This window comes from Actinopolyspora alba, from assembly GCF_900112765.1.
Classification (GTDB): domain Bacteria; phylum Actinomycetota; class Actinomycetes; order Mycobacteriales; family Pseudonocardiaceae; genus Actinopolyspora; species Actinopolyspora alba.
Genome location: NZ_FOMZ01000005.1, coordinates 299,260 through 317,853, shown reverse-complemented (window position 1 = coordinate 317,853; position 18,594 = coordinate 299,260). Strand labels below are relative to the sequence as shown.

At 68.4% G+C, this 18,594-nt stretch carries 15 protein-coding genes; 9 read left to right on the top strand and 6 right to left on the bottom strand.

What is annotated here, in order from left to right:
• Positions 1 to 280: 280 nt before the first annotated feature.
• Both BM150_RS09685 and BM150_RS09680 read right to left on the bottom strand, forming a co-directional pair.
• Positions 281 to 487, bottom strand: coding sequence for a hypothetical protein (locus BM150_RS09685; protein ID WP_092926201.1), 207 nt, complete (start codon positions 485 to 487; stop codon positions 281 to 283).
• A 160-nt stretch (positions 488 to 647) separates the two neighbouring features.
• On the bottom strand, positions 648 to 1,268 hold the full coding sequence (locus tag BM150_RS09680) for a YigZ family protein (RefSeq protein ID WP_092926199.1): 621 nt from the start codon (positions 1,266 to 1,268) through the stop codon (positions 648 to 650).
• 269 nt (positions 1,269 to 1,537) lie between these two features.
• Between BM150_RS09680 and BM150_RS09675 the strand changes: the two genes are divergently transcribed.
• Both BM150_RS09675 and BM150_RS09670 read left to right on the top strand, forming a co-directional pair.
• Entirely contained in the window at positions 1,538 to 1,738 is a 201-nt protein-coding gene (locus BM150_RS09675; RefSeq protein WP_092602537.1) for a hypothetical protein, read from the top strand.
• A gap of 203 nt (positions 1,739 to 1,941) precedes the next feature.
• Positions 1,942 to 3,099 carry an FAD-dependent oxidoreductase gene (locus BM150_RS09670; RefSeq protein ID WP_092926197.1) on the top strand — a complete coding sequence of 386 codons (1,158 nt, stop codon included), beginning with the start codon at positions 1,942 to 1,944 and terminating at the stop codon, positions 3,097 to 3,099.
• A 231-nt stretch (positions 3,100 to 3,330) separates the two neighbouring features.
• Here BM150_RS09670 and BM150_RS09665 read toward each other — a convergent pair whose 3' ends face one another.
• Entirely contained in the window at positions 3,331 to 4,161 is an 831-nt protein-coding gene (locus tag BM150_RS09665; protein ID WP_092926195.1) for an aldo/keto reductase, read from the bottom strand.
• 193 nt (positions 4,162 to 4,354) lie between these two features.
• Positions 4,355 to 5,602, bottom strand: a complete 1,248-nt coding sequence (locus tag BM150_RS09660) for an MFS transporter (protein WP_092926333.1) — start codon at positions 5,600 to 5,602, stop codon at positions 4,355 to 4,357.
• A gap of 404 nt (positions 5,603 to 6,006) precedes the next feature.
• On the opposite strand from BM150_RS09660, the gene BM150_RS09655 reads away from it, so the two are divergent.
• Together BM150_RS09655 and BM150_RS09650 are read left to right on the top strand one after the other, a co-directional pair.
• Positions 6,007 to 7,056 carry a hypothetical protein gene (locus BM150_RS09655; protein WP_092926193.1) on the top strand — a complete coding sequence of 350 codons (1,050 nt, stop codon included), beginning with the start codon at positions 6,007 to 6,009 and terminating at the stop codon, positions 7,054 to 7,056.
• Complete coding sequence (locus BM150_RS09650) at positions 7,056 to 7,661, top strand: zinc finger domain-containing protein (protein ID WP_245755386.1); 606 nt, start codon at positions 7,056 to 7,058, stop codon at positions 7,659 to 7,661. Before BM150_RS09655 ends, BM150_RS09650 begins: the two co-directional genes overlap by 1 nt.
• A 45-nt stretch (positions 7,662 to 7,706) precedes the next feature.
• Here BM150_RS09650 and ctaD read toward each other — a convergent pair whose 3' ends face one another.
• Entirely contained in the window at positions 7,707 to 9,410 is a 1,704-nt protein-coding gene (gene ctaD / locus BM150_RS09645) for an aa3-type cytochrome oxidase subunit I (protein ID WP_092926191.1), read from the bottom strand.
• Positions 9,411 to 9,746: 336 nt separating this feature from the next.
• Between ctaD and BM150_RS09640 the strand changes: the two genes are divergently transcribed.
• Entirely contained in the window at positions 9,747 to 10,547 is an 801-nt protein-coding gene (locus BM150_RS09640) for a DUF427 domain-containing protein (RefSeq protein ID WP_092926189.1), read from the top strand.
• 92 nt (positions 10,548 to 10,639) lie between these two features.
• Here the strand turns inward: BM150_RS09640 and BM150_RS09635 are convergent, their stop codons facing one another.
• The gene (locus BM150_RS09635) at positions 10,640 to 11,260 is read right to left on the bottom strand and encodes an SACE_7040 family transcriptional regulator (protein ID WP_092926187.1); all 621 of its coding nucleotides are present in this window, start codon (positions 11,258 to 11,260) and stop codon (positions 10,640 to 10,642) included.
• A 140-nt stretch (positions 11,261 to 11,400) separates the two neighbouring features.
• On the opposite strand from BM150_RS09635, the gene BM150_RS09630 reads away from it, so the two are divergent.
• From BM150_RS09630 to BM150_RS09615, 4 genes are all read left to right on the top strand, one after another.
• The gene (locus tag BM150_RS09630) at positions 11,401 to 13,014 is read left to right on the top strand and encodes a carboxyl transferase domain-containing protein (protein WP_092926331.1); all 1,614 of its coding nucleotides are present in this window, start codon (positions 11,401 to 11,403) and stop codon (positions 13,012 to 13,014) included.
• A gap of 92 nt (positions 13,015 to 13,106) precedes the next feature.
• The gene (locus BM150_RS09625) at positions 13,107 to 15,311 is read left to right on the top strand and encodes an ATP-binding protein (RefSeq protein WP_092926185.1); all 2,205 of its coding nucleotides are present in this window, start codon (positions 13,107 to 13,109) and stop codon (positions 15,309 to 15,311) included.
• Positions 15,312 to 15,374: 63 nt separating this feature from the next.
• Positions 15,375 to 16,535, top strand: a complete 1,161-nt coding sequence (locus tag BM150_RS09620; protein WP_092926183.1) for an acyl-CoA dehydrogenase family protein — start codon at positions 15,375 to 15,377, stop codon at positions 16,533 to 16,535.
• Positions 16,536 to 17,515: 980 nt separating this feature from the next.
• A complete protein-coding gene (locus BM150_RS09615) occupies positions 17,516 to 18,544 on the top strand; it encodes a fatty acid desaturase family protein (RefSeq protein WP_092926181.1) in 1,029 nt (342 codons plus the stop codon).
• Positions 18,545 to 18,594 lie beyond the last annotated feature (50 nt).

Genomic DNA, 18,594 nt, shown 5'->3' with positions numbered 1-18,594 from the left:
TTCCGTGTTGGCGTTGTCCGGTTCGATCGTTACCGCATTTTGACCGGAAAATCCCGGAAGTCCGGAGTCGCCGACGGCGAGCCGAGTGTCGATTTCTCGCGGAATCGTCGCGGGATGGGGGCGAACGCGCTTCGAAGGCCCCGGGGCGAGCCGGTTCCCGGTGGGCATGGCGAGGAGGCAGCTGAACCCCCGAACGGGGCTCCCGGAACGCGCCGGGAGCCCCGTGTCGTCACGACACTGTCCACAGTGTTCGCGGCAGTGGAGTCCGGTGAACTCCGAATCACTCGGCGAGCTGGTTGATCGCCTGCGCCCAGCGGAAGTACTTGTTGTTGCCCAGGTCCTTGATCGTGCGGATGCCGAAGGCCTTCTCCAGCTGTTCGGCGTCGCTTTCGCTGACTCCCTGCAGTGCCGCCACGGGAGCGTCGGGAAGCTCGCTGAGCGGCTTGCCTTCGTAGGCCTTGTCGAGCTTGTCCGCGATGTCGGTCATCCGGTTCCTTTCGGCGCGTCGTGTTGCGTGTGCCAACTCCCCTCAGGGGCGTGCTTATCACGCAGCGAAGCCGGTTGAACACGGCAATGTTGATCTTCTCACTGGTGCTTTCGTCCGATATGGGGTTTTCGCTATGCTCTCCCGGAGGTCGCTGGGATCGTCACTCCGCCACTTCCAGGAAGGTTCGTTCCCCTGGGCTGACGCGGGCGTTGCCGCCCGCCGCTTCGCCGATCCAGTGCTCGAAGGCAGCGGTGTCCGGTTCCGGCACCGCCACGTCGAACTCCACGAAACCCCCGTAACGCGTGTCCGAGGGTTCGTACCCGGCAGCGCGCAGCTCGTTGTCCAGTCTTCCCGCGGTGGAGTGATCCACGGCGATCGAAACCATCCGGGCGGGCTCCCGCCGGACCAGCCCGACCTCTTCCAGCGCTCGGCCGGTGGCCGTGCCGTACGCTCGGATCAGGCCCCCCGACCCCAGCAGCACGCCGCCGAAATAGCGCACCACCACGGCCGCGGTGTTGGTCAGCTCGTTGTGGTGCAGCGCCCGCAGGATCGGCATCCCGGCGGTTCCGGACGGTTCCCCGTCGTCGTTGGACTTCTGCACCTCGGCGTCGTCGCCCACCACGTAGGCGTAGCAGTGGTGCCTGGCGTCCGGGTGCTCCTTGCGGCATCGCGCCACGAACTCGCGCGCCCGCGACTCGGAATCGACGCGTTCCAACACGCACAGAAAGCGGGACTTCTTCTCCACGAGCTCTGCCGAACCCGCCTGTCGGATCGTGCGCATGCCCTCCTTCCTACCGGAGACGGGGTGGCGGGGCCCTCCCGCGCCCGAAGTGCCGTGCGTGCCGTCACCGTGAGCTCCGGCAGTGGCGAACCGACTCCGCACGGTGACCCCGGTCCCGGCGGCAGTGGTGACAACGCTCACCCGAAAACCGGTGTGATCTCGGGCACGCCCGGTAACCGGCGTTGATAGCACCTGCACACGCCTTCGTGGGCGGACACCGGTGGGAGTGATTTTTCGTGCCGCCAGCCGGGCACGTACCGTCCACTCTCATGGAGCAGTCATCGAGTCCGTTGGAACCAGGCACAAGGGTGCGCGCTTCCTTCGGCCGTTTTCAGGATCAGACGGGAACCGTGGTCGAGGCCGCGACCGGTCTGCCGGACGTCTTCGACGGTCCCGTGCTGTGGGTCCGTTTCGACGGAGACGAGGAGCCCGGCCTGGTCGCGGGCCGCTTCCTCGAGCGCGCGGCCTGACCGTGGTGGCGGTCGGCCCGCGCGTTCCGGGGCTTTCGGTCGATGATCGTGCTGGTCAACGGATGATCCCGATGTGAGTAATCGTAAGTCCCGTTCCGGTCGAGTTCCGGATAAAATGCACCCGAGGTGCAGCGTTGTAGCGAGGACGGTTCTGCTGGTCGCGCTCCCGCACGCGGGGCGCCGGTGACGAAACGGACGGAGACATGCGGGTTCTGGTCATCGGGGGAGGCTTGGGAGGACTCGCCGTGGCCAAGGGCCTGCTCGACAACGGTCACCGGGTGAGGATCTACGAGCACGCCGAACGACTTCGGGACGGTGGTGCCGGGGTCACGGTGTGGAGCAACGGAACCGCCGCGTTGCGCGGGCTGGGGATCCCGCTGCAAGGCGTCGGACGTCAGCTGCACAGCCTCCGTGCGATGACCGCGACCGGCAGGCTGCTCTGGGAAGCGGATCTGGACGAGGTGACGGAACGCCTCGGATCTCCCACGGTCGAGATTCCCCGGCGGGAGCTGCTGTATCGCATGGCCGAAGCACTGCCGAGCGACATCTTCCGGTTCGGTAAGCGGTGCGTCGGTGTCCGGGAGTTCGCCGATCACGCCGTGGCCGACTTCGCCGACGGCAGCTCGGAAACCGGTGATGTCGTCGTCGGAGCGGACGGGCAGCGGTCGATGGTGCGCCGCACGGTGCTGGGGGGCGAACCGGCGCGGCCGACCGGCTGGGCGAGCTGGCAGGGGCTGACCCGCAGCGATCTGCCGATCGCCTACGGGTACCAGACGCTCAACATCGCGGGACGTGACGGCCACTGCGGGCTCATACCGGCAGGTGAAGGGCTGCTGCACTGGTGGTTCGACATGCCGTGGCGGGACGACCAGGCCGAGTTGACCGTGGCGGATCTGCGGTCCGTCTTCACCGGCTGGCCGGACCCCGTCGAGGAGCTGCTGGCATCGGTGTCCGATGAGGACCTGGGATTCTTCCCGCACATCCGTCATCAGGTGCCGAAGGTCTGGGGCGGGCCGCGAACCACCCTGATCGGTGACGCGGCGCACGCGATGCCGCCGGCGGTGGCGCAGGCCGCCAACCAGACGATGGAGGATGCCTGGCTGCTCTCCTGCTCACTCGCCCACGACGACGGAAGACACCCCGAAGCGATGTTGCGGGACTACGAACAGCAGCGCAGACCTCGCGTCGCCAAGGTGTCGCGCACCGCGGCGCTGACTTCGGCGCAGCGTCGTACCCCGTTGCAGCGCATCGGCAAGTTCCCGCGCTGGATCGCCACTCGCAGCCAGGTGATCTCGCTGCGCTCCGGCAGCAACATACTACGTGGGCTTACCCCACCCTCGGTCTCCGTCGGAGTCGCCTGATCGTTGTCGGCCGCGTGGGTTGCGTGGACGGTCGATTGGCGGAACCTCCGGCACGGCTCTCGCTGCGGGTGCCCCGACATCGGGTAGGTACTACACAACGTCGGGGCCGTCCTCGCGAGAGCCGCACCGGAGAACCCGCGGCAGCGTGGGCTGCGAGGGCGGTGGGAGGCACACCGGTGCCTCCCACGGCGGCAGCGCCTCAACCAGGGTGAGCGGTGACTCACCGCTCGGTCACGCGCCGAAGACGTCCGGGTCGGGCCCGACCCGGCCACCGTTGTCCAGCTCGCCGATGGACTTCATGTCGTCCTCGCTGAGTTCGAAGTCGAACAGTTCGAGGTTCTCCCGAACGCGCGACGGCGTGGCCGACTTCGGGATGGTCACGTTGCCCAGCTGGATGTGCCAGCGCAGCACCACCTGTGCCGGGGACTTGCCGTACTTCTCGGCCAGTCCCCGCAGCCGGGAGTCCTCCAGCAGTCCCTTGCCCTGCCCGATCGGGCTCCACGCCTCGGTGGCGATGCCGTGCTCGGCGTGGAACGCCCGCAGCTCGGCCTGGGGCAGGTTGGGGTGCAGTTCGATCTGGTTCACCGCGGGGACCACGTTGGTCTCCTCGAACAGCCTGCGCAGGTGCGCGGTGTGGAAGTTCGACACCCCGATGGACTTGGCCCTGCCCTCGGAGTGGAGCTTCTCGAACGCCTGCCAGGTCTGCACGTAGGTGTCCTGGCCGGGCATCGGCCAGTGGATCAGGTAGAGATCCACGTAGTCCAGCCCCAGCTTGTTGAGGCTCTCGTCGAACGCGCGGAACGTCTCGTCGTAGCCCTGCCTGTCGTTCCACAGCTTGGTGGTGACGAACAGTTCCTCACGGGGGATGCCCGACTCCGCGATCGCCTTGCCGACGCCTTCCTCGTTGCCGTACACGGCCGCGGTGTCGATGCTGCGATAGCCCGCTTCCAGGGCGGCCCTGACCGGCGCGACGACCTCCTCGGAGGGGATCTGGAAGACGCCGAAACCCAGCTGCGGCATCTTCGCACCGGTGTTGAGCGTGATGTTCGGAACCTGGCTCATCTGGTGTTCCCTTCACGAATGTCGACTCGTAACACGGCCACCAATCGGACGGCGCTTCATCCCCTGTTCAGGGGAAGCACGCCGTTCCGTGCAACCAGTGGAATCGATCAAGCATTCCCGACCGCGGAGATTGCATCACGAGCGGGGCGGGCTCGCCAGGCGCGGCCTCGGCACCTGGCGAGGTGTCCTCGGATCAGTGCGCGTGCGCGGCCCTCGAGCTCGTCGAGTCCGCCACTCCCGCGGGGGCGGTTTCTCCGGTGGCGGTCCCTGGGTCACCGGAACGATCACTGCCACCGGAACCACGACGGTCGAGCCTGCCGGAGAGCACCGCGAAGCCCAGCCCCACCAGGGCCAGCACCGCTCCGACCCAGCTCGGCGAGATCAGGCCGAATCCGGCGGCGATGACCAGCCCACCCAGGTAGGCGCCCAGGGAGTTGGCGATGTTGAAAGTGGACTGGATGCTGGCCGAGCCCAGCGAGGGCGCCTCCTTGGCCTGATCCAGGATCCTGGCCTGGATGCTCGGGATGGCGGCGAAACCGGTGACGCCGACCAGGAACACGTTGACCGCCACCAGCACCGTGTTGTGCGCGGTGAAGGTGAACATCGTCAGGACCACGGCCAGCGCGGTCAGGAAGACGTAGAGCGTACGCATCGGGGAGCGGTCCGCCAGCCTCCCGCCGATCACGGTGCCCAGGGTCATGCCGGTGCCGAACAGCGCGAGCAGCACGGTGGCGGCCAGCGGCGTGTAGCCGCTCACCTGGACGAGCAGCGGCTTGATGTAGCTGTAGAACGAGAACGTGGCCGCGAAGCCGAACACCACCACCGCGAAGGCCAGCCACACCTGCGGGCGCCGGAAGGCCGACAGCTCGCCCCGCACGCTGACCTCGGTCGGTTTGGCCTGGCGCGGGACCAGCGCGCTCACCGCGGCCAGCGCCACCGCTCCGATCAGCGCCACCAGCCCGAAGGTCCAGCGCCAGTCGATCGCCTGGCCGAGCAGCGTGCCCACCGGAACACCGACGATGTTGGCCACGGTCAGCCCCACGAACATCATCGAGATCGCCCGGCCGCGCTTGTCCCGGCTCACCAGGCTCGCGGCCACGACGGCACCGATGCCGAAGAACGTTCCGTGCGGCAGCCCCGCCACGAACCGGGCCGCCAGCAGCGACTCGTGTGTCGGCGCGATCGCGGACAGCAGGTTGCCCGCGATGAACAACCCCAGCATGCTCAGCAGCATGGTTTTTCTGCGCACGCGCATTCCCGCGATCGTCAGCAGCGGTGCACCGATGACGACCCCCAGTGCGTACAGCGAGATGTAGCCGCCCGCGGCCGAGATCGACACGTTCATGTCGGTGGCGACCTCGGGCAGCAGCCCCATCATCACGAATTCCGTGGTACCGATTCCGAATGCCGCGATGGCGAGTGCCAACAGGGCAACAGGCAACGCTTTCTCCTTGCGGTGTAGCGCGGACACGCCGTCAAGTTTCCGGTGGACGCGAGCCGGTGTTCCGGCTTCGCGGACGGTCAAGAGTTCGGGAACGGTCGATTGATGCGTGGGCTTCGTTGCCCGGTCGGGTGGCGCCTGTTCAAGCGACCCGCACCGCACAACGCTACAGTTCGCGGGGGCTGTTCCTGCATCGATTATGAAAGGCGCCACTTCGGGGCGACGATGGTTCCACCCGGAAAGAGCAGGCGGGCCACCCGGTGTGTCCGCAACCCTCCCGAAACGACGCTCACTTGACCGGTTCGACGGTTCCGCGCGGGCGCGGCGCACGCTGTCCGGGTGCGCCGCCGGGCGGTATAGCCTTGTCCGGGCACGGCGTGTGACACCGATGGAGGAGTCGTTCGATGGATGGTGCGCTGTCTGCCGGCTGGGACGGGTGGATAGCGGTCCCGGCCGAACTGGCTCAGGACAACTCCATGAGCCTGCAGGCCAGAGCGGCCTTCACACTCATCCAGGCCAAGGGACGGGTGCGGTTGAGTGACCTGGCCTCCGCGGGGGCCTCGGATCCCATCGAGATGATCGCCGAGCTGGAGCGCTACGGCTGGTTGACCGGTTCCTCGGCTGAGACCGGGGTGCAGTGGACCCTGCACGCCCGTGCCGTCGCCCCCGCCGAACGGACCGCGTTGGCGAAGGAGGCCACGGCCCCGGTGGCCAGGTCGACGGCCTCGCGGGAAACCGAACGCCCCTCGGGGGCCAACGCGGGGTCCGGCTCCAACAACGGATCGGGGGGCAACAACGGATCGGGCTCCGGCAGCGGGTCCGGTTCGAACAGCGGGTCCGGCAACACCATGAGCACGGAAACCCTGGTTCGGCAGTGGGCCGAGCAGCAGAAGAACCCGATACCCGACCGGATCCTGGAGCGACTGGCAGGCGAGATCAGGGCCAAGCGCGAGATGTCGCCGCTGGCCAACACCGGAGACCTCATCGCGGCGCTCAACATCTGGCGTGACAAGAAGACCTCACCGAGCAGGTTCTCCGAGTGCTACGGGGAAGCGCTGCAGCGTTCGGCGCGGGACGTCTACGACGGTTCCTCGCCGAACACCGCCGTCGCCAAGGAACCACCGGCCGAGCGCGCGAGCCCGCGACCACGGCACCTCTCGCTGCCGGAGTCCAAGGAGAAGGCCGTCGGCGCGTCCACCCGACCCCTGCCGGGGCACTGTGGTAACGCCGGGTGCGACAGCGGTTACGTCGAGCAGAGCGACGGGAAGCTGCGCAAGTGCCCCGACTGTCTGCCGGAACCGGCCTTCGGTCGGCGAGCCTTCGACCTGCCCAGGCAGGCGCACTACGTCGCCGCCCAGAACAAGCGGCGGATGCGCGAGAAGGTCGAGCACGACCAACCCGAGAACGGCTCGGTCATCGACATCGACGGCCCGCAGGACGAGGAGGAAGCCTGATGGAAACCTACGAACTCCCCGAACTGTTCCAACTCGCCGCGAGTTACGACAGGTCGTTCGAGGGGTTCGCCTACCCCAAGACCGAGCAGCAGCAGGGCAAGGCCGATCTGACCGCGGAGTCGTGGGCGGCGGCGCTGGGAGACGTCCCCGCCGACTTCGCCAAGTCCGTCGTGGTGGAGCACTACCGCAGGAACTCGGTGTCGATTTCCACCAGCGTGATCCACCGGGAGTGGGTGGAGTACCGCAACCAGCAGATCCAGAAGGCCGAGAGCGCGGAGATCAAGTCCAAGCCCCGTCCCTCCGCGGCCGAGTCGCTGCGCGGTTGGGAACGGGCCACCGCCGCGCTGCTGGAGGCCAAGGGGCAGGATCCCGACGAGGCGATTCAGGACATCAAGGCCCGGCGGCAGGTGCTGCAGGTCAAGTGCCCGGTGTGCCGGGCCTCGCCCGGTAAGGGCTGTGTCTCCAGCACCGGCAACAAGGTGCAGCCGTTGTCCAACAACAGGTCGCACCCCTCCCGCTTCGAGGAAGCCGGGGTGGAGATGCCGACGCCGAGCGCGGTGGCTGAGGAGCAGGACCCCGAGGGGACGGCACCGGAACGCGGTTGACCACCGGGAGCGGCGGACGCGGAAACGCCTCGTGGTTCGAAGTGTTCACTCCTCGCGGCGCTCGGGCCTGGGGCCGGTGACGTGGGCCTCCAGCTCCATGCGCTCCGACATGTGCGGGTAGTGCAGTTCGAAGGCGGGCCGGTTGGAGCGGATCCGGGGCAGCTCGTAGAAGTTGTGCCGCGGCGGCGGGCAGGAGGTCGCCCACTCCAGCGAGTTGCCGTGCCCCCAGGGGTCGTCCACGTGGACCCGCGCGCCGTACCGGTAGCTCTTGAACACGTTGTACAGGAACGGCAGCATCGAGGCCCCCAGCAGGAACGCCCCGGCGCTGGAGATCACGTTGAGCGTGGTGAAGCCGTCGGTCGGCAGGTAGTCGGCGTAGCGCCGGGGCATCCCCTCGTTGCCCAGCCAGTGCTGCACCAGGAACGTGGTGTGGAAGCCGATGAAGGTCAGCCAGAAGTGCCCCTTCGCCAGCCGTTCGTCCATCATCCGGCCGGTCATCTTGGGGAACCAGAAGTAGATGCCCGCGAACACCGCGAACACGATCGTGCCGAACAGCACGTAGTGGAAGTGCGCCACCACGAAATAGGTGTCCGAGACGTGGAAGTCCAGTGGTGGCGAGGCCAGCAGCACACCGGTCAGCCCGCCGAACAGGAAAGTGATCAGGAAGCCGACGCTGAAAAGCATCGGTGACTCGAAGGTCAGCTGCCCGCGCCACATGGTGCCGATCCAGTTGAAGAACTTGATTCCGGTGGGCACCGCGATCAGGAACGTGGTGAAGGAGAAGAACGGCAGCAGCACCGCGCCGGTGACGAACATGTGGTGGGCCCAGACGACCACGGACAGGAACCCGATGGTCCAGGTGGCGTACACCAGCCCGGTGTAGCCGAACAGCGGCTTGCGGGAGAACACCGGCAGGATCTCGGTGATGATCCCGAAGAACGGCAGCGCGACGATGTAGACCTCGGGGTGACCGAAGAACCAGAACAGGTGCTGCCACAGCACCGCGCCGCCGTTGGCCGGGTCGAACACGTGGGCACCGAGGTGCCGGTCGGCCAGCAGCCCGAACAACGCGGCGGTCAGGATCGGGAACGCCATCAGGATCAGCACGCTGGTGACCAGGATGTTCCACGTGAAGATCGGCATCCGCCACATCGTCATGCCGGGCGCGCGCATGCAGACCACCGAAGTGATCATGTTGACCGCGCCGAGGATCGTTCCCAGGCCGGAGACGATCAGCCCGGTGATCCACAGGTTGCCCCCGATTCCCGCGTTGAACTCCGACAGCGGTGGGTAGCCGGTCCAGCCGAAGTCGGCCGCGCCGTCCGGGGAGACGAATCCGGCGATCACGGTTATCCCGCCGAACAGGAACAACCAGTAGGACAGCGCGTTCAACCTGGGAAAGGCCACGTCGGGCGCGCCGATCTGCAGCGGCAGTATCACGTTGGCGAACCCGAACAGGATCGGTGTGGCGAACAGCAGCAGCATGATCGTGCCGTGCATGGTGAACAGCTGGTTGTACTGCTCCTGCGAGATCACCTGGATACCGGGTGCGGCGAGTTCGGCGCGGATGAACATCGCCATCAGCCCGCCGATCAGGAAGAACGCGAAGGCCGTGGCGAGGTAGAGCACGCCGATTTGTTTCGGATCGGTGGTGTGGGTCAGCGCGACCAGCACCGACCCCTTCCTGGCCCGCTGTCGGCCGGATGCGCGCGTCGGGACGGGTGTGGGCTGTGTCTCGGGCGTAGCCATCCTGCCTGCCTCTCTCGGCTCGGCGGCCGAACCCGTCCAGTCTTGCGCCGCTGTCGTCACCTCGCAAAACGTGTTCTTAACCCGATGGGTTGATGTTGGTGCGCTCCGGGAGCATGCTGCGGGTGGGGAGTGTTGCCACCGGTGCGGGAGACACGGGTTCACGCCGCGGGCCACCGGAAGTGGCGGATCGGCGAACGGGGTCGTGGCTCGACTCGGCGGTGTCCTGCTCCGACGAGGCGATGCTCGTGTGAGGCCGGGTTCCACACGGGTCCGGGTTCAGCACGGGTCCGGGCACCGGTTACGAGAAGAATTCCGAGAAAGGGCGAGGTTATCGCAGTGGCTCTGACCCTGGGCGACGGTCCGCTCACCAGCAGGCCGCCGGAAACGGTGAACTACCGCATCGACGGTCCCGCGCACCGACTGCTCTGGCAGGACTTCCCGCGCCGCGTGCGGGCGCGGTTCGCGGGCGAGACCGTGCTGGACAGCTCGCGGGGCAAGTTGCTGCACGAGAGCAACCTGCTGCCGCGGCTCTACGTGCCGGTCGAGGACGTCCGCGCGGAGCTGCTCGAACCGAGCACGCGGCACACGCACTGCCCGTTCAAGGGCGATGCCGAGTACCACTCGGTGCGGGTGGGCGACCGGGTCGCGGAGAGCGCGGTGTGGCGGTATCCCGATCCCGTAGCGGAGGCGTCCTGGCTGGCCGGGCACCTGTCCGTCAGCTGGGAGGCGATGGACCAGTGGCTGGACGAGGAAGAGGAGGTCCTCGGACACCTCCGCGATCCCTACCACCGGGTGGACGTCCGGGACACCGCACGTCGCGTCCGGGTGAGCAGTGGCGGTGTGGTGCTGGCCGAGAGCGGCCGGGCCAAGCTGCTGTCCGAGACGGGGCTGCCCAACCGGTTCTACCTGCCCGCCGAGGACGTGCGCACCGAGCTGCTGGAGACCAGCGCCACGACCACGGTCTGCCCCTACAAGGGGACCGCCACTTATCGGTCGGTGCGTGGCGAGGGCCTGGAACTGCCGGACGCGGTGTTCCGCTACGAGGATCCGCTGCCGGAGTCGGCCGGGATAGCGGGACGGTACTGCTTCCTGGCGGACGATGTGACGACCACGGTGGACGGTTCCCCGGTGCCCTGAGATCCGATCTCCCGAAGTCCGCTCCCCGAGGCCGGGTCCATCGGGATCCGGTCAACCGGGCTCCGGTCGACCGGGAGCCCGGAGCGCCGCCGTCACGCCCCGTCGGCTTCGTCACCTTCCCGCCGCTCGACCAGCAGCGCGTTCATCGCCATCCGGTGCAGCAGTTCCGACATCCTCGTGGGGTCGAGTCGCGCGCTGTGCGGGGTGGAGTTGATCAGTCCGAGCACCGCGTGGGCGGATGCGCGCGCGGTGTGCTCGGAGAGGTCGGGGCGGCACTGCAGCAGGGTCTCGACCCAGACCTCCACATAGCCGCGCTGCAACTCCCGGACCCGGTGGCGGTCGGGCTCGGCGAGGCTGTCCAGGTCGCGCAGGTGCACCGTGATCAGTGCCGAGTTCGTCAGCGCGAACTCCACGTGCCAGGCGACCAGGGCTTCGAGCGCGGTGATCGGGTCGGGGGTGTTCACCGTTCTGGCCCGCCCGCCGTGGAGCAGCCGTTCGCTGATGCCGGTCAGCATCTCGCCGAGCATCGCGTCCTTGCCCCGGAAGTGCCGGTACAGCGCGGGTCCGGAGATTCCGACAGCCGCGCCGATGTCGTCTATGCCGACCCCGTGGAACCCGTATCTGGCGAACAGTTCCGCGGCCGCGCTCAGGAGCTGTTCGCGTCTGGACGTGGCACCGCCACGTCCGGTTCCGTCGGGGGCCTCGTTCGTCATCGGCTCCGATACTAGACGAATCTGGTTAGTCAGCGTTAACATCGCTACGTTAACGATCATTAACTATATTGGTCGTGCCGGTGGTGCCGATCGGCGCTCCCCGGCGCGGCCGCGCCCGAACGGAAGGTACGGGTAGCGAGATGGATGCACCGGTGCTGTCCACCAACGTGGACCCCGCGGCCGAGTCCTACGAGCGTTACGCCTCGGAACACAACGCACTCGTGGCTGACCTCAACACCCGCCTCGAACAGGTCCGGGCGGGCGGTCCGGAGAAGACCAGGCGCCGCCACGTCGAACGCGGCAAACTGCTGCCGCGCGACCGGGTGGAAACGCTGCTGGACCGCGGCTCCCCGTTGCTGGAGCTGTCCCCGATGGCCGCGCACGGGCTCTACGACGACGAGGCTCCCGCGGCGGGAATCATCACCGGCATCGGAAGAGTATCCGGCCGGGAGTGCGTGATCGTCGCCAACGACGCCACGGTCAAGGGCGGTACCTACTACCCGATCACCGTCAAGAAGCACCTGCGTGCCCAGGAAGTGGCACTGCACAACAACCTGCCCTGCGTCTACCTCGTCGACTCCGGCGGTGCCTTCCTGCCGAAGCAGGACGAGGTCTTCCCGGACCGGGAGCACTTCGGCCGGATCTTCTACAACCAGGCGACCATGTCCGCACGCGGCATCCCCCAGATCGCGGCGGTGCTCGGCTCCTGCACCGCCGGTGGCGCCTACGTTCCCGCCATGAGCGACGAGGCCGTGATCGTCCGCGAGCAGGGAACCATCTTCCTGGGCGGCCCCCCGCTGGTGAAGGCCGCTACCGGTGCCGAGGTGACCGCCGAGGAGCTCGGCGGCGGCAGGCTGCACGCCCAGACCTCCGGCGTCACCGACCACCTCGCGGCCGACGACGCCGACGCGCTGCGCATGGTGCGCTCCATCGTCAGCACCCTGCCGCCCGCGCCCGAACGGCCGTGGCGGGTCGCCGAGGTGGAGGCACCCGCCGCCGATCCCGAGCAGCTCTACGGCGTGGTGCCCACCGACAGCCGCACCCCGTACGACGTGCGCGAGGTCATCGCCCGCGTGGTCGACGGCAGCAGGTTCTCGGAGTTCAAGGCCGAGTACGGCACGACGCTGGTGACCGGCTTCGCCCGGATCCACGGCCACCCCGTGGGGATCGTGGCCAACAACGGCATCCTGTTCGGCGAGTCGGCCCTCAAGGGCGCCCACTTCGTGCAGCTCTGCGACCGGCGCCGGATACCGCTGGTCTTCCTGCAGAACATCTCCGGGTTCATGGTGGGCAAGGAGTACGAGGCCGGTGGCATCGCCAAGCACGGCGCCAAGATGGTCACCGCCGTGGCCTGCGCCCGCGTCCCCAAGCTGACCGTGGTCATCGGTGGGTCGTTCGGTGCGGGCAACTACTCCATGTGCGGCCGGGCCTACTCGCCGCGGTTCCTGTGGATGTGGCCGAACGCCCGGATCTCGGTGATGGGTGGCGAGCAGGCCGCCTCGGTGCTGGCCACCGTCCGCCGCGACCAGTTCGAGGAACGCGGCGAGCACTGGTCGGCGGCCGACGAGGAGGAGTTCAAGCAGCCGGTGCGGGAGCAGTACGAGCATCAGGGGCACCCCTACTACTCCACGGCCAGGCTGTGGGACGACGGCGTGATCGACCCGAAGCAGACCAGGGACGTGCTCGGGCTTTCGCTGTCGGTGGCGGCGAACGCGCCGCTGGAGCAGGTGGACAACGGCGTGTTCCGCATGTGACCGCGAGCACCCGGAAGGCGTGCCGACCGGCGGAGATCCCGCCGACACGACCCCGGCCACCCGAACCCCGGTGGCCCCTCGGAGGCAAGGACATGGCCGACAACCAGCCGTCACCAACCCGGCGGGCAGTGAACTCACAGGCAGCGAACCCACAGGCAGCGACGAACCAGCAGGCAGCGAACCCACCGGTACGGTCCGGGTGGTCGGAGAGCGAGCCGTCGGGGGTGCGGCGCTTCGACACCGTGCTGGTCGCCAACCGGGGCGAGATCGCGGTGCGCGTCATCCGCACCCTGCGCGAACTGGGCATCCGCGCGGTCGCGGTCCACAGCGACGCCGACACCACCGCCAGGCACGTCGCCGAGGCCGACGTCGCCGTGCGCATCGGTCCACGGGCGGCGACCGAGAGCTACCTGAACGTCGACCGCGTCATCGAGGCGGCCGTCTCCTGCGGTGCCCAGGCCGTTCACCCCGGCTACGGGTTCCTGTCCGAGAGCGCGGCCTTCGCCGCCGCCTGCGCCGAGGCGGGACTGGCGTTCATCGGCCCCTCCGCCGGCGCCATCGAGTCCATGGGCGACAAGATCCGTGCCAAGCGCACGGTCGCCGACGCCGGTGTTCCGCTGGTACCGGGCAGCGCCGAAGAAGGGGCCACGGACGAGGAGCTCCGCCGCGCGGCGCTGGAGACCGGGCTGCCGGTGCTGTTCAAGCCCTCGGCCGGGGGCGGCGGCAAGGGGATGCGGCTGGTGCACCACGAGCACGAGCTCGACCAGGCCATCACCGCCGCCCGCAGGGAGTCCCGCGCCGCCTTCGGCGACGACACCATGTTCGTGGAGCGGTTCGTGACGCGCCCCCGCCACATCGAGGTGCAGATCCTGGGGGATTCCCACGGCCACGTGGTGCACCTCGGCGAGCGGGAGTGCAGCCTGCAGCGCCGCCACCAGAAGATCATCGAGGAGGCCCCGTCCCCGCTGCTGGACGCCGCGACCAGAGCGCGCATCGGCGGCGCGGCCGTGGACGCCGCCAAAGCGGTCGGATACGTGGGCGCGGGCACGGTGGAGTTCATCGTCTCCGCCGATCGCCCGGACGAGTTCTTCTTCATGGAGATGAACACCCGGCTGCAGGTGGAGCACCCGGTCACCGAACTGGTCACCGTGCTGCCCGAGCGCTCCGGAATCCGACCGGCCGAGGACGGGGCGGGAATCGACCTGGTGGCGTGGCAGGTCCGCATCGCCGAGGGCGAGCCGTTCCCCTACGACCAGCACGAGCTGGGCATGACCGGGCACGCCGTCGAGGCCCGTGTCTACGCCGAGGACCCGGCACGCGGCTTCCTACCCACCGGTGGCGAGATCCTGCACCTCCGCGAACCGGGCGGCACCGGTGTCCGGGTGGACTCCGGCATCGCCACGGGCAGCGTGGTCGGCTCCGACTACGACCCGATGCTGGCCAAGGTGATAGCCCACGCCTCGAACAGGTCCGAGGCGTTGCGCCGACTCGACGGCGCGCTGGCCGGGACCTCGCTGCTGGGGCCGGTCAGCAACCTGGTCTTCCTGCGCGCCCTGCTGAACCGACCCGAGGTGCGCTCCGGCGAGCTGGACACCGGGCTGGTCGACCGGGAACTGGCGAACCTCGTCGGCACCGAGGGGACGCGCGAACGCCCACCGGAAGACGTGCTGATCGCCGCCGCCGCGGCTCTGCTGCTGGCTGAGGAGACCGCGGCCGAGTCCGGCGACCCCTGGGACACGCTGGCCGGTTGGCGGCTCGGCGGACCGGGCTGGATGAACTGGCGGTTCGCGGTGGACGGTGACCGCACCACGGTGTGGATCCGGGGCGGCTCCGGCGCGGCCGAGGTGGTGGTCGATCCCGGCGGGGAGCTCTCGACCCGCCACCGGCTGCGCGCCGACCGCAACGGGCGGGTCCTCACGGTCACGCTGGACGACCGAACCCGCCGCTACGACCACGTGGTGCACGAGGACACCGTGCACCTGGCCGAGGGCGGCGCCTACTGGGCGCTGACCGAGCACACCCTGCTGGCCGACGCGGCCCGCGACACCGGCGCCGCCGACGGCGCGGTGGTCAGCCCGATGCCGGGAACCGTGCTGGTCAGCAACGTCGAACCGGAGCAGCGGGTGGCGAGCGGGCAGCCGCTGTTCGTGGTCGAGGCGATGAAGATGGAGCACACCGTCGTTTCCCCGGTCGACGGCACCGTCACCGAGGTGCGCGTCACGGCCGGACAGACCGTCGATCTGGAACAGTCGCTCGCGGTGGTGACCGCGGACGAGGACACCTCGCGCGGGGAGTGATCCTCCCCCGCGAGTCGAATCGACACGGCACTACCTGCCGTGTCCCGCCCTCAGGAGGTCGGCATGGTGGACTATCGACTCAACGACGAGCACGAACAGCTGCGGCTGGCCGCGCGCTCCTTCGCCCAGAAGGAAGTGGCACCGGTCATCGGTGAGCACTACGAACGCGAGGAGTTCCCCTACTCCATCGTGGCCGGTATGGGGCAAATGGGGCTGTTCGGGCTGCCCGTGCCCGAGGAGTACGGCGGCATGGGCGGCGACTACCTCGCGCTGTGCGTCGTGCTGGAGGAACTGGCCCGCGTGGACTCCTCGGTGGCGGTGACCCTGGAAGCCGGGGTCTCGCTCGGGGTGATGCCGATCTACCGGTTCGGCGACCAGCGGCAGCGGGAGCGGTGGTTGCCCCGGCTGGCCTCCGGCGAGATCCTCGGCGCGTTCGGGCTCACCGAACCGGGCGGCGGTTCCGACGCGGGGGCCACCCGCACCACCGCCGAACTGCGGGACTCGGAATGGGTGATCAACGGCTCCAAGGCGTTCATCACCAACTCGGGCACCGACATAACCGGACTCATCACCGTCACCGCCGTCACCGGCACCAAACCCGACGGCCGCAACGAGATCTCCACCATCATCGTCCCCGCCGGAACCCCGGGACTGACCGTGGCGCCCAAGTACTCCAAGGTGGGCTGGAACGCCTCGGACACCCACGAGCTCGCGTTCGACGACTGCCGGGTCCCGGCGGAGAACCTGCTGGGGGAGCGCGGTCGCGGCTACGCGCAGTTCCTGGCCACGCTGACCGAGGGGCGCGTCGCCATCGCCGCGCTCGGCGTGGGGCTGGCGCAGGGCTGCGTGGACGAGTGCCTGCGCTACGTCGAGGAGCGCAGCGCCTTCGGCCGCAAGATCGGTGAGAACCAGGCGATCCAGTTCAAGCTCGCCGACATGGAGCTGCGCGCCCACACCGCCAGGCTGGCCTACTACGACGCCGCCGCCCGGATGCTGCGCGGCGAGCCGTACCAGAAACAGGCGGCGATCGCGAAGCTCGCCTCGTCCAACGCGGCCATGGACAACTCCCGCGACGCGACTCAGATCTTCGGCGGGTACGGCTTCATGAACGAGAGCCCGGTCGGCCGGTTCTACCGGGACGCCAAGATCCTGGAGATCGGGGAGGGAACCAGCGAGGTGCAGCGGATGCTGATCGCGCGGGAACTCGGGCTGCCCGCCGAGTGAGCCCGGCATGGTGGGAAACCAGACGCCACGACCCCCGGTCGTCGGAGCCGTCCGCTGTTTTCGGGTAGACCCGCCGCGTCCGACAGACAGGGACCCCCGGCGCGTACCACTCGGGTGCTGCCTGATCGGAGACTCCGCCTAGCTGTACTGCCTCGGCAGGTTGTCCACGGTGGCATCTCGTGTGATGTCTCCGGCACTGTGCTTTTGGTACGGGCAGTTGTGTGGCGCGGCCGATCGCGATGACGGACCTGTCCGGTGATGTTGTCGTCCGGACGGGATCTGACTAGCGGCCGAACGGGAACCGGGGTTTGAAGAATCGTCGGAACGACAGGTCACGGGCCTGCCGGTGTCTTCGGCGATGTGGGGTCGTGGGCGGGTGGTAGCCGGGGTCGCCGCCGCTGAGCACGACCAGCGGGTCGTGCGCCGCGCGCTAGGCGCGCACCGATTCGGACACGTCCAGCGGTCGAACGTGGCACTCGACGTGTGAACTCCGCCGCGAGTGGGTATCACCGGAGCAATACCGGGTGTGCGATGCCAGGACCCGCTTCGTCCCTCGGCCTCGGCGGCAGTACGCGAAGCACACCCCGAAACGACCCTGTCGCCGGGTTCGAGTTCGGACGTTCCAATGCCACCAGGACACCCGTGCGATGTGAGGGGGGGAGCTGTCATCTTTCGGCCTCACGGCGTCGACGACCTCGGCAACACGAGCGGGGAGACCACAACAGGGCCCCGTGCTTCTGCGGCGTGTCGGCCTGACACGAGCACACCTGCTGTTGTGAGTCGGGCCGATACCAGCGGCGCGATGGCGTTCACCTCGGTGCTCGGGCGGGCCGCGTTGGTCGTCCCGAGTCCGCTCAGTCCTTGTGCGACAGCAGTCCAACAACCTCATCGGCTAGTTCCCAACAGCGGCGTAGCCGCACCGGAGTGACACCGGCCGCCGGGACCGACCGGCCCGCTATCACGAAAGAGCTTTTCTCACCATGACCGCATCCCCAGCACACCCTTCGGACGACAAACTCGGCAGCGACTTCGCGAAACTGGCCCGGTCGGCCAAACGTGCCGGGCTGCTCCAACGGCGCTACACCTACTACGCGGTGCGCATCACGGTCAACGTTCTGCTGCTCGCCGCGGGAGCCGTCGCATTCGTGCTCCTCGGCGACTCCTGGTGGCAGCTGTTCACCGCCGTGTTCCTCGCCGTGATGTTCACCCAGTTCGCGTTCATCGGTCACGACGCCGGACACCGGCAGATCCTCAACAGTCGGCGTGGCAACAATCTCGTCGGGCAGGCGCACAGCGCCATCACCGGGATCAGCTACGAGTGGTGGGTCGGCAAGCACAACCGGCACCACGCCAACCCCAACCACGAGGAGGAGGACCCCGACATCGAGATCGCCGCGCTCGCGTTCAGTCACGAGCAGTCCCACACCAAGCGCGGACTGTTCCGGTACGTGGCCAAGTATCAGGCGTTCCTGTTCTTCCCGATGCTGCTGGTCGAGGGGGTGCTGCTGCGTGTCCGCAGCGTCCAGGCCGTACTGCGACGCGAGATCGATTCCGTCAAGCTGGAAGCGGGGCTGCTCACCGCCCACATCCTCGGATACCTGATCGCGGTCTTCCTCGTGCTCTCCCCGGGCAAAGCGGTGGTGTTCATCGTCGTGCACCAGGGGCTGATGGGCGTGTACCTGGGATGTTCCTTCGCGCCCAATCACAAGGGCATGCCCATTCTGGCGGAGGGCGAAAAACTGGACTACCTGCGCAAACAGGTGCTCACCTCCCGCAACGTGACCGGAGGACGCGGGGTGGACTTCCTGCTCGGAGGCCTGAACTACCAGATCGAACACCACCTGTTCCCCGGTATGCCGCGTCCCAACCTGCGCCGCGCCCAACCGCTCATCCGCGAGTTCTGCACCCAACGAGGCATCTCCTACAGCCAGTGCGGCCTGCTGCACTCCTACGCCGAGGTCCTGCGCCACCTGCACGCCGTCGGCGCACCACTTCGACACTCCCGCTGAACGGGTATCGGCGCTCCTGACACCCACGTGGGCGAGTGAGGGGCGAGGGG

Coding starts and splice junctions, on each gene's coding strand:
- BM150_RS09675 (WP_092602537.1), top strand. CDS start 1,538: ATGGAGCAGTCATCGAGTCCGTTGGAACCAGGCACAAGGGTGCGCGCT.
- BM150_RS09635 (WP_092926187.1), bottom strand. CDS start 11,260: ATGACGAACGAGGCCCCCGACGGAACCGGACGTGGCGGTGCCACGTCC.
- BM150_RS09665 (WP_092926195.1), bottom strand. CDS start 4,161: ATGAGCCAGGTTCCGAACATCACGCTCAACACCGGTGCGAAGATGCCG.
- BM150_RS09615 (WP_092926181.1), top strand. CDS start 17,516: ATGACCGCATCCCCAGCACACCCTTCGGACGACAAACTCGGCAGCGAC.
- ctaD (WP_092926191.1), bottom strand. CDS start 9,410: ATGGCTACGCCCGAGACACAGCCCACACCCGTCCCGACGCGCGCATCC.
- BM150_RS09655 (WP_092926193.1), top strand. CDS start 6,007: ATGGATGGTGCGCTGTCTGCCGGCTGGGACGGGTGGATAGCGGTCCCG.
- BM150_RS09625 (WP_092926185.1), top strand. CDS start 13,107: ATGGCCGACAACCAGCCGTCACCAACCCGGCGGGCAGTGAACTCACAG.
- BM150_RS09685 (WP_092926201.1), bottom strand. CDS start 487: ATGACCGACATCGCGGACAAGCTCGACAAGGCCTACGAAGGCAAGCCG.
- BM150_RS09620 (WP_092926183.1), top strand. CDS start 15,375: ATGGTGGACTATCGACTCAACGACGAGCACGAACAGCTGCGGCTGGCC.
- BM150_RS09650 (WP_245755386.1), top strand. CDS start 7,056: ATGGAAACCTACGAACTCCCCGAACTGTTCCAACTCGCCGCGAGTTAC.
- BM150_RS09680 (WP_092926199.1), bottom strand. CDS start 1,268: ATGCGCACGATCCGACAGGCGGGTTCGGCAGAGCTCGTGGAGAAGAAG.
- BM150_RS09670 (WP_092926197.1), top strand. CDS start 1,942: ATGCGGGTTCTGGTCATCGGGGGAGGCTTGGGAGGACTCGCCGTGGCC.
- BM150_RS09630 (WP_092926331.1), top strand. CDS start 11,401: ATGGATGCACCGGTGCTGTCCACCAACGTGGACCCCGCGGCCGAGTCC.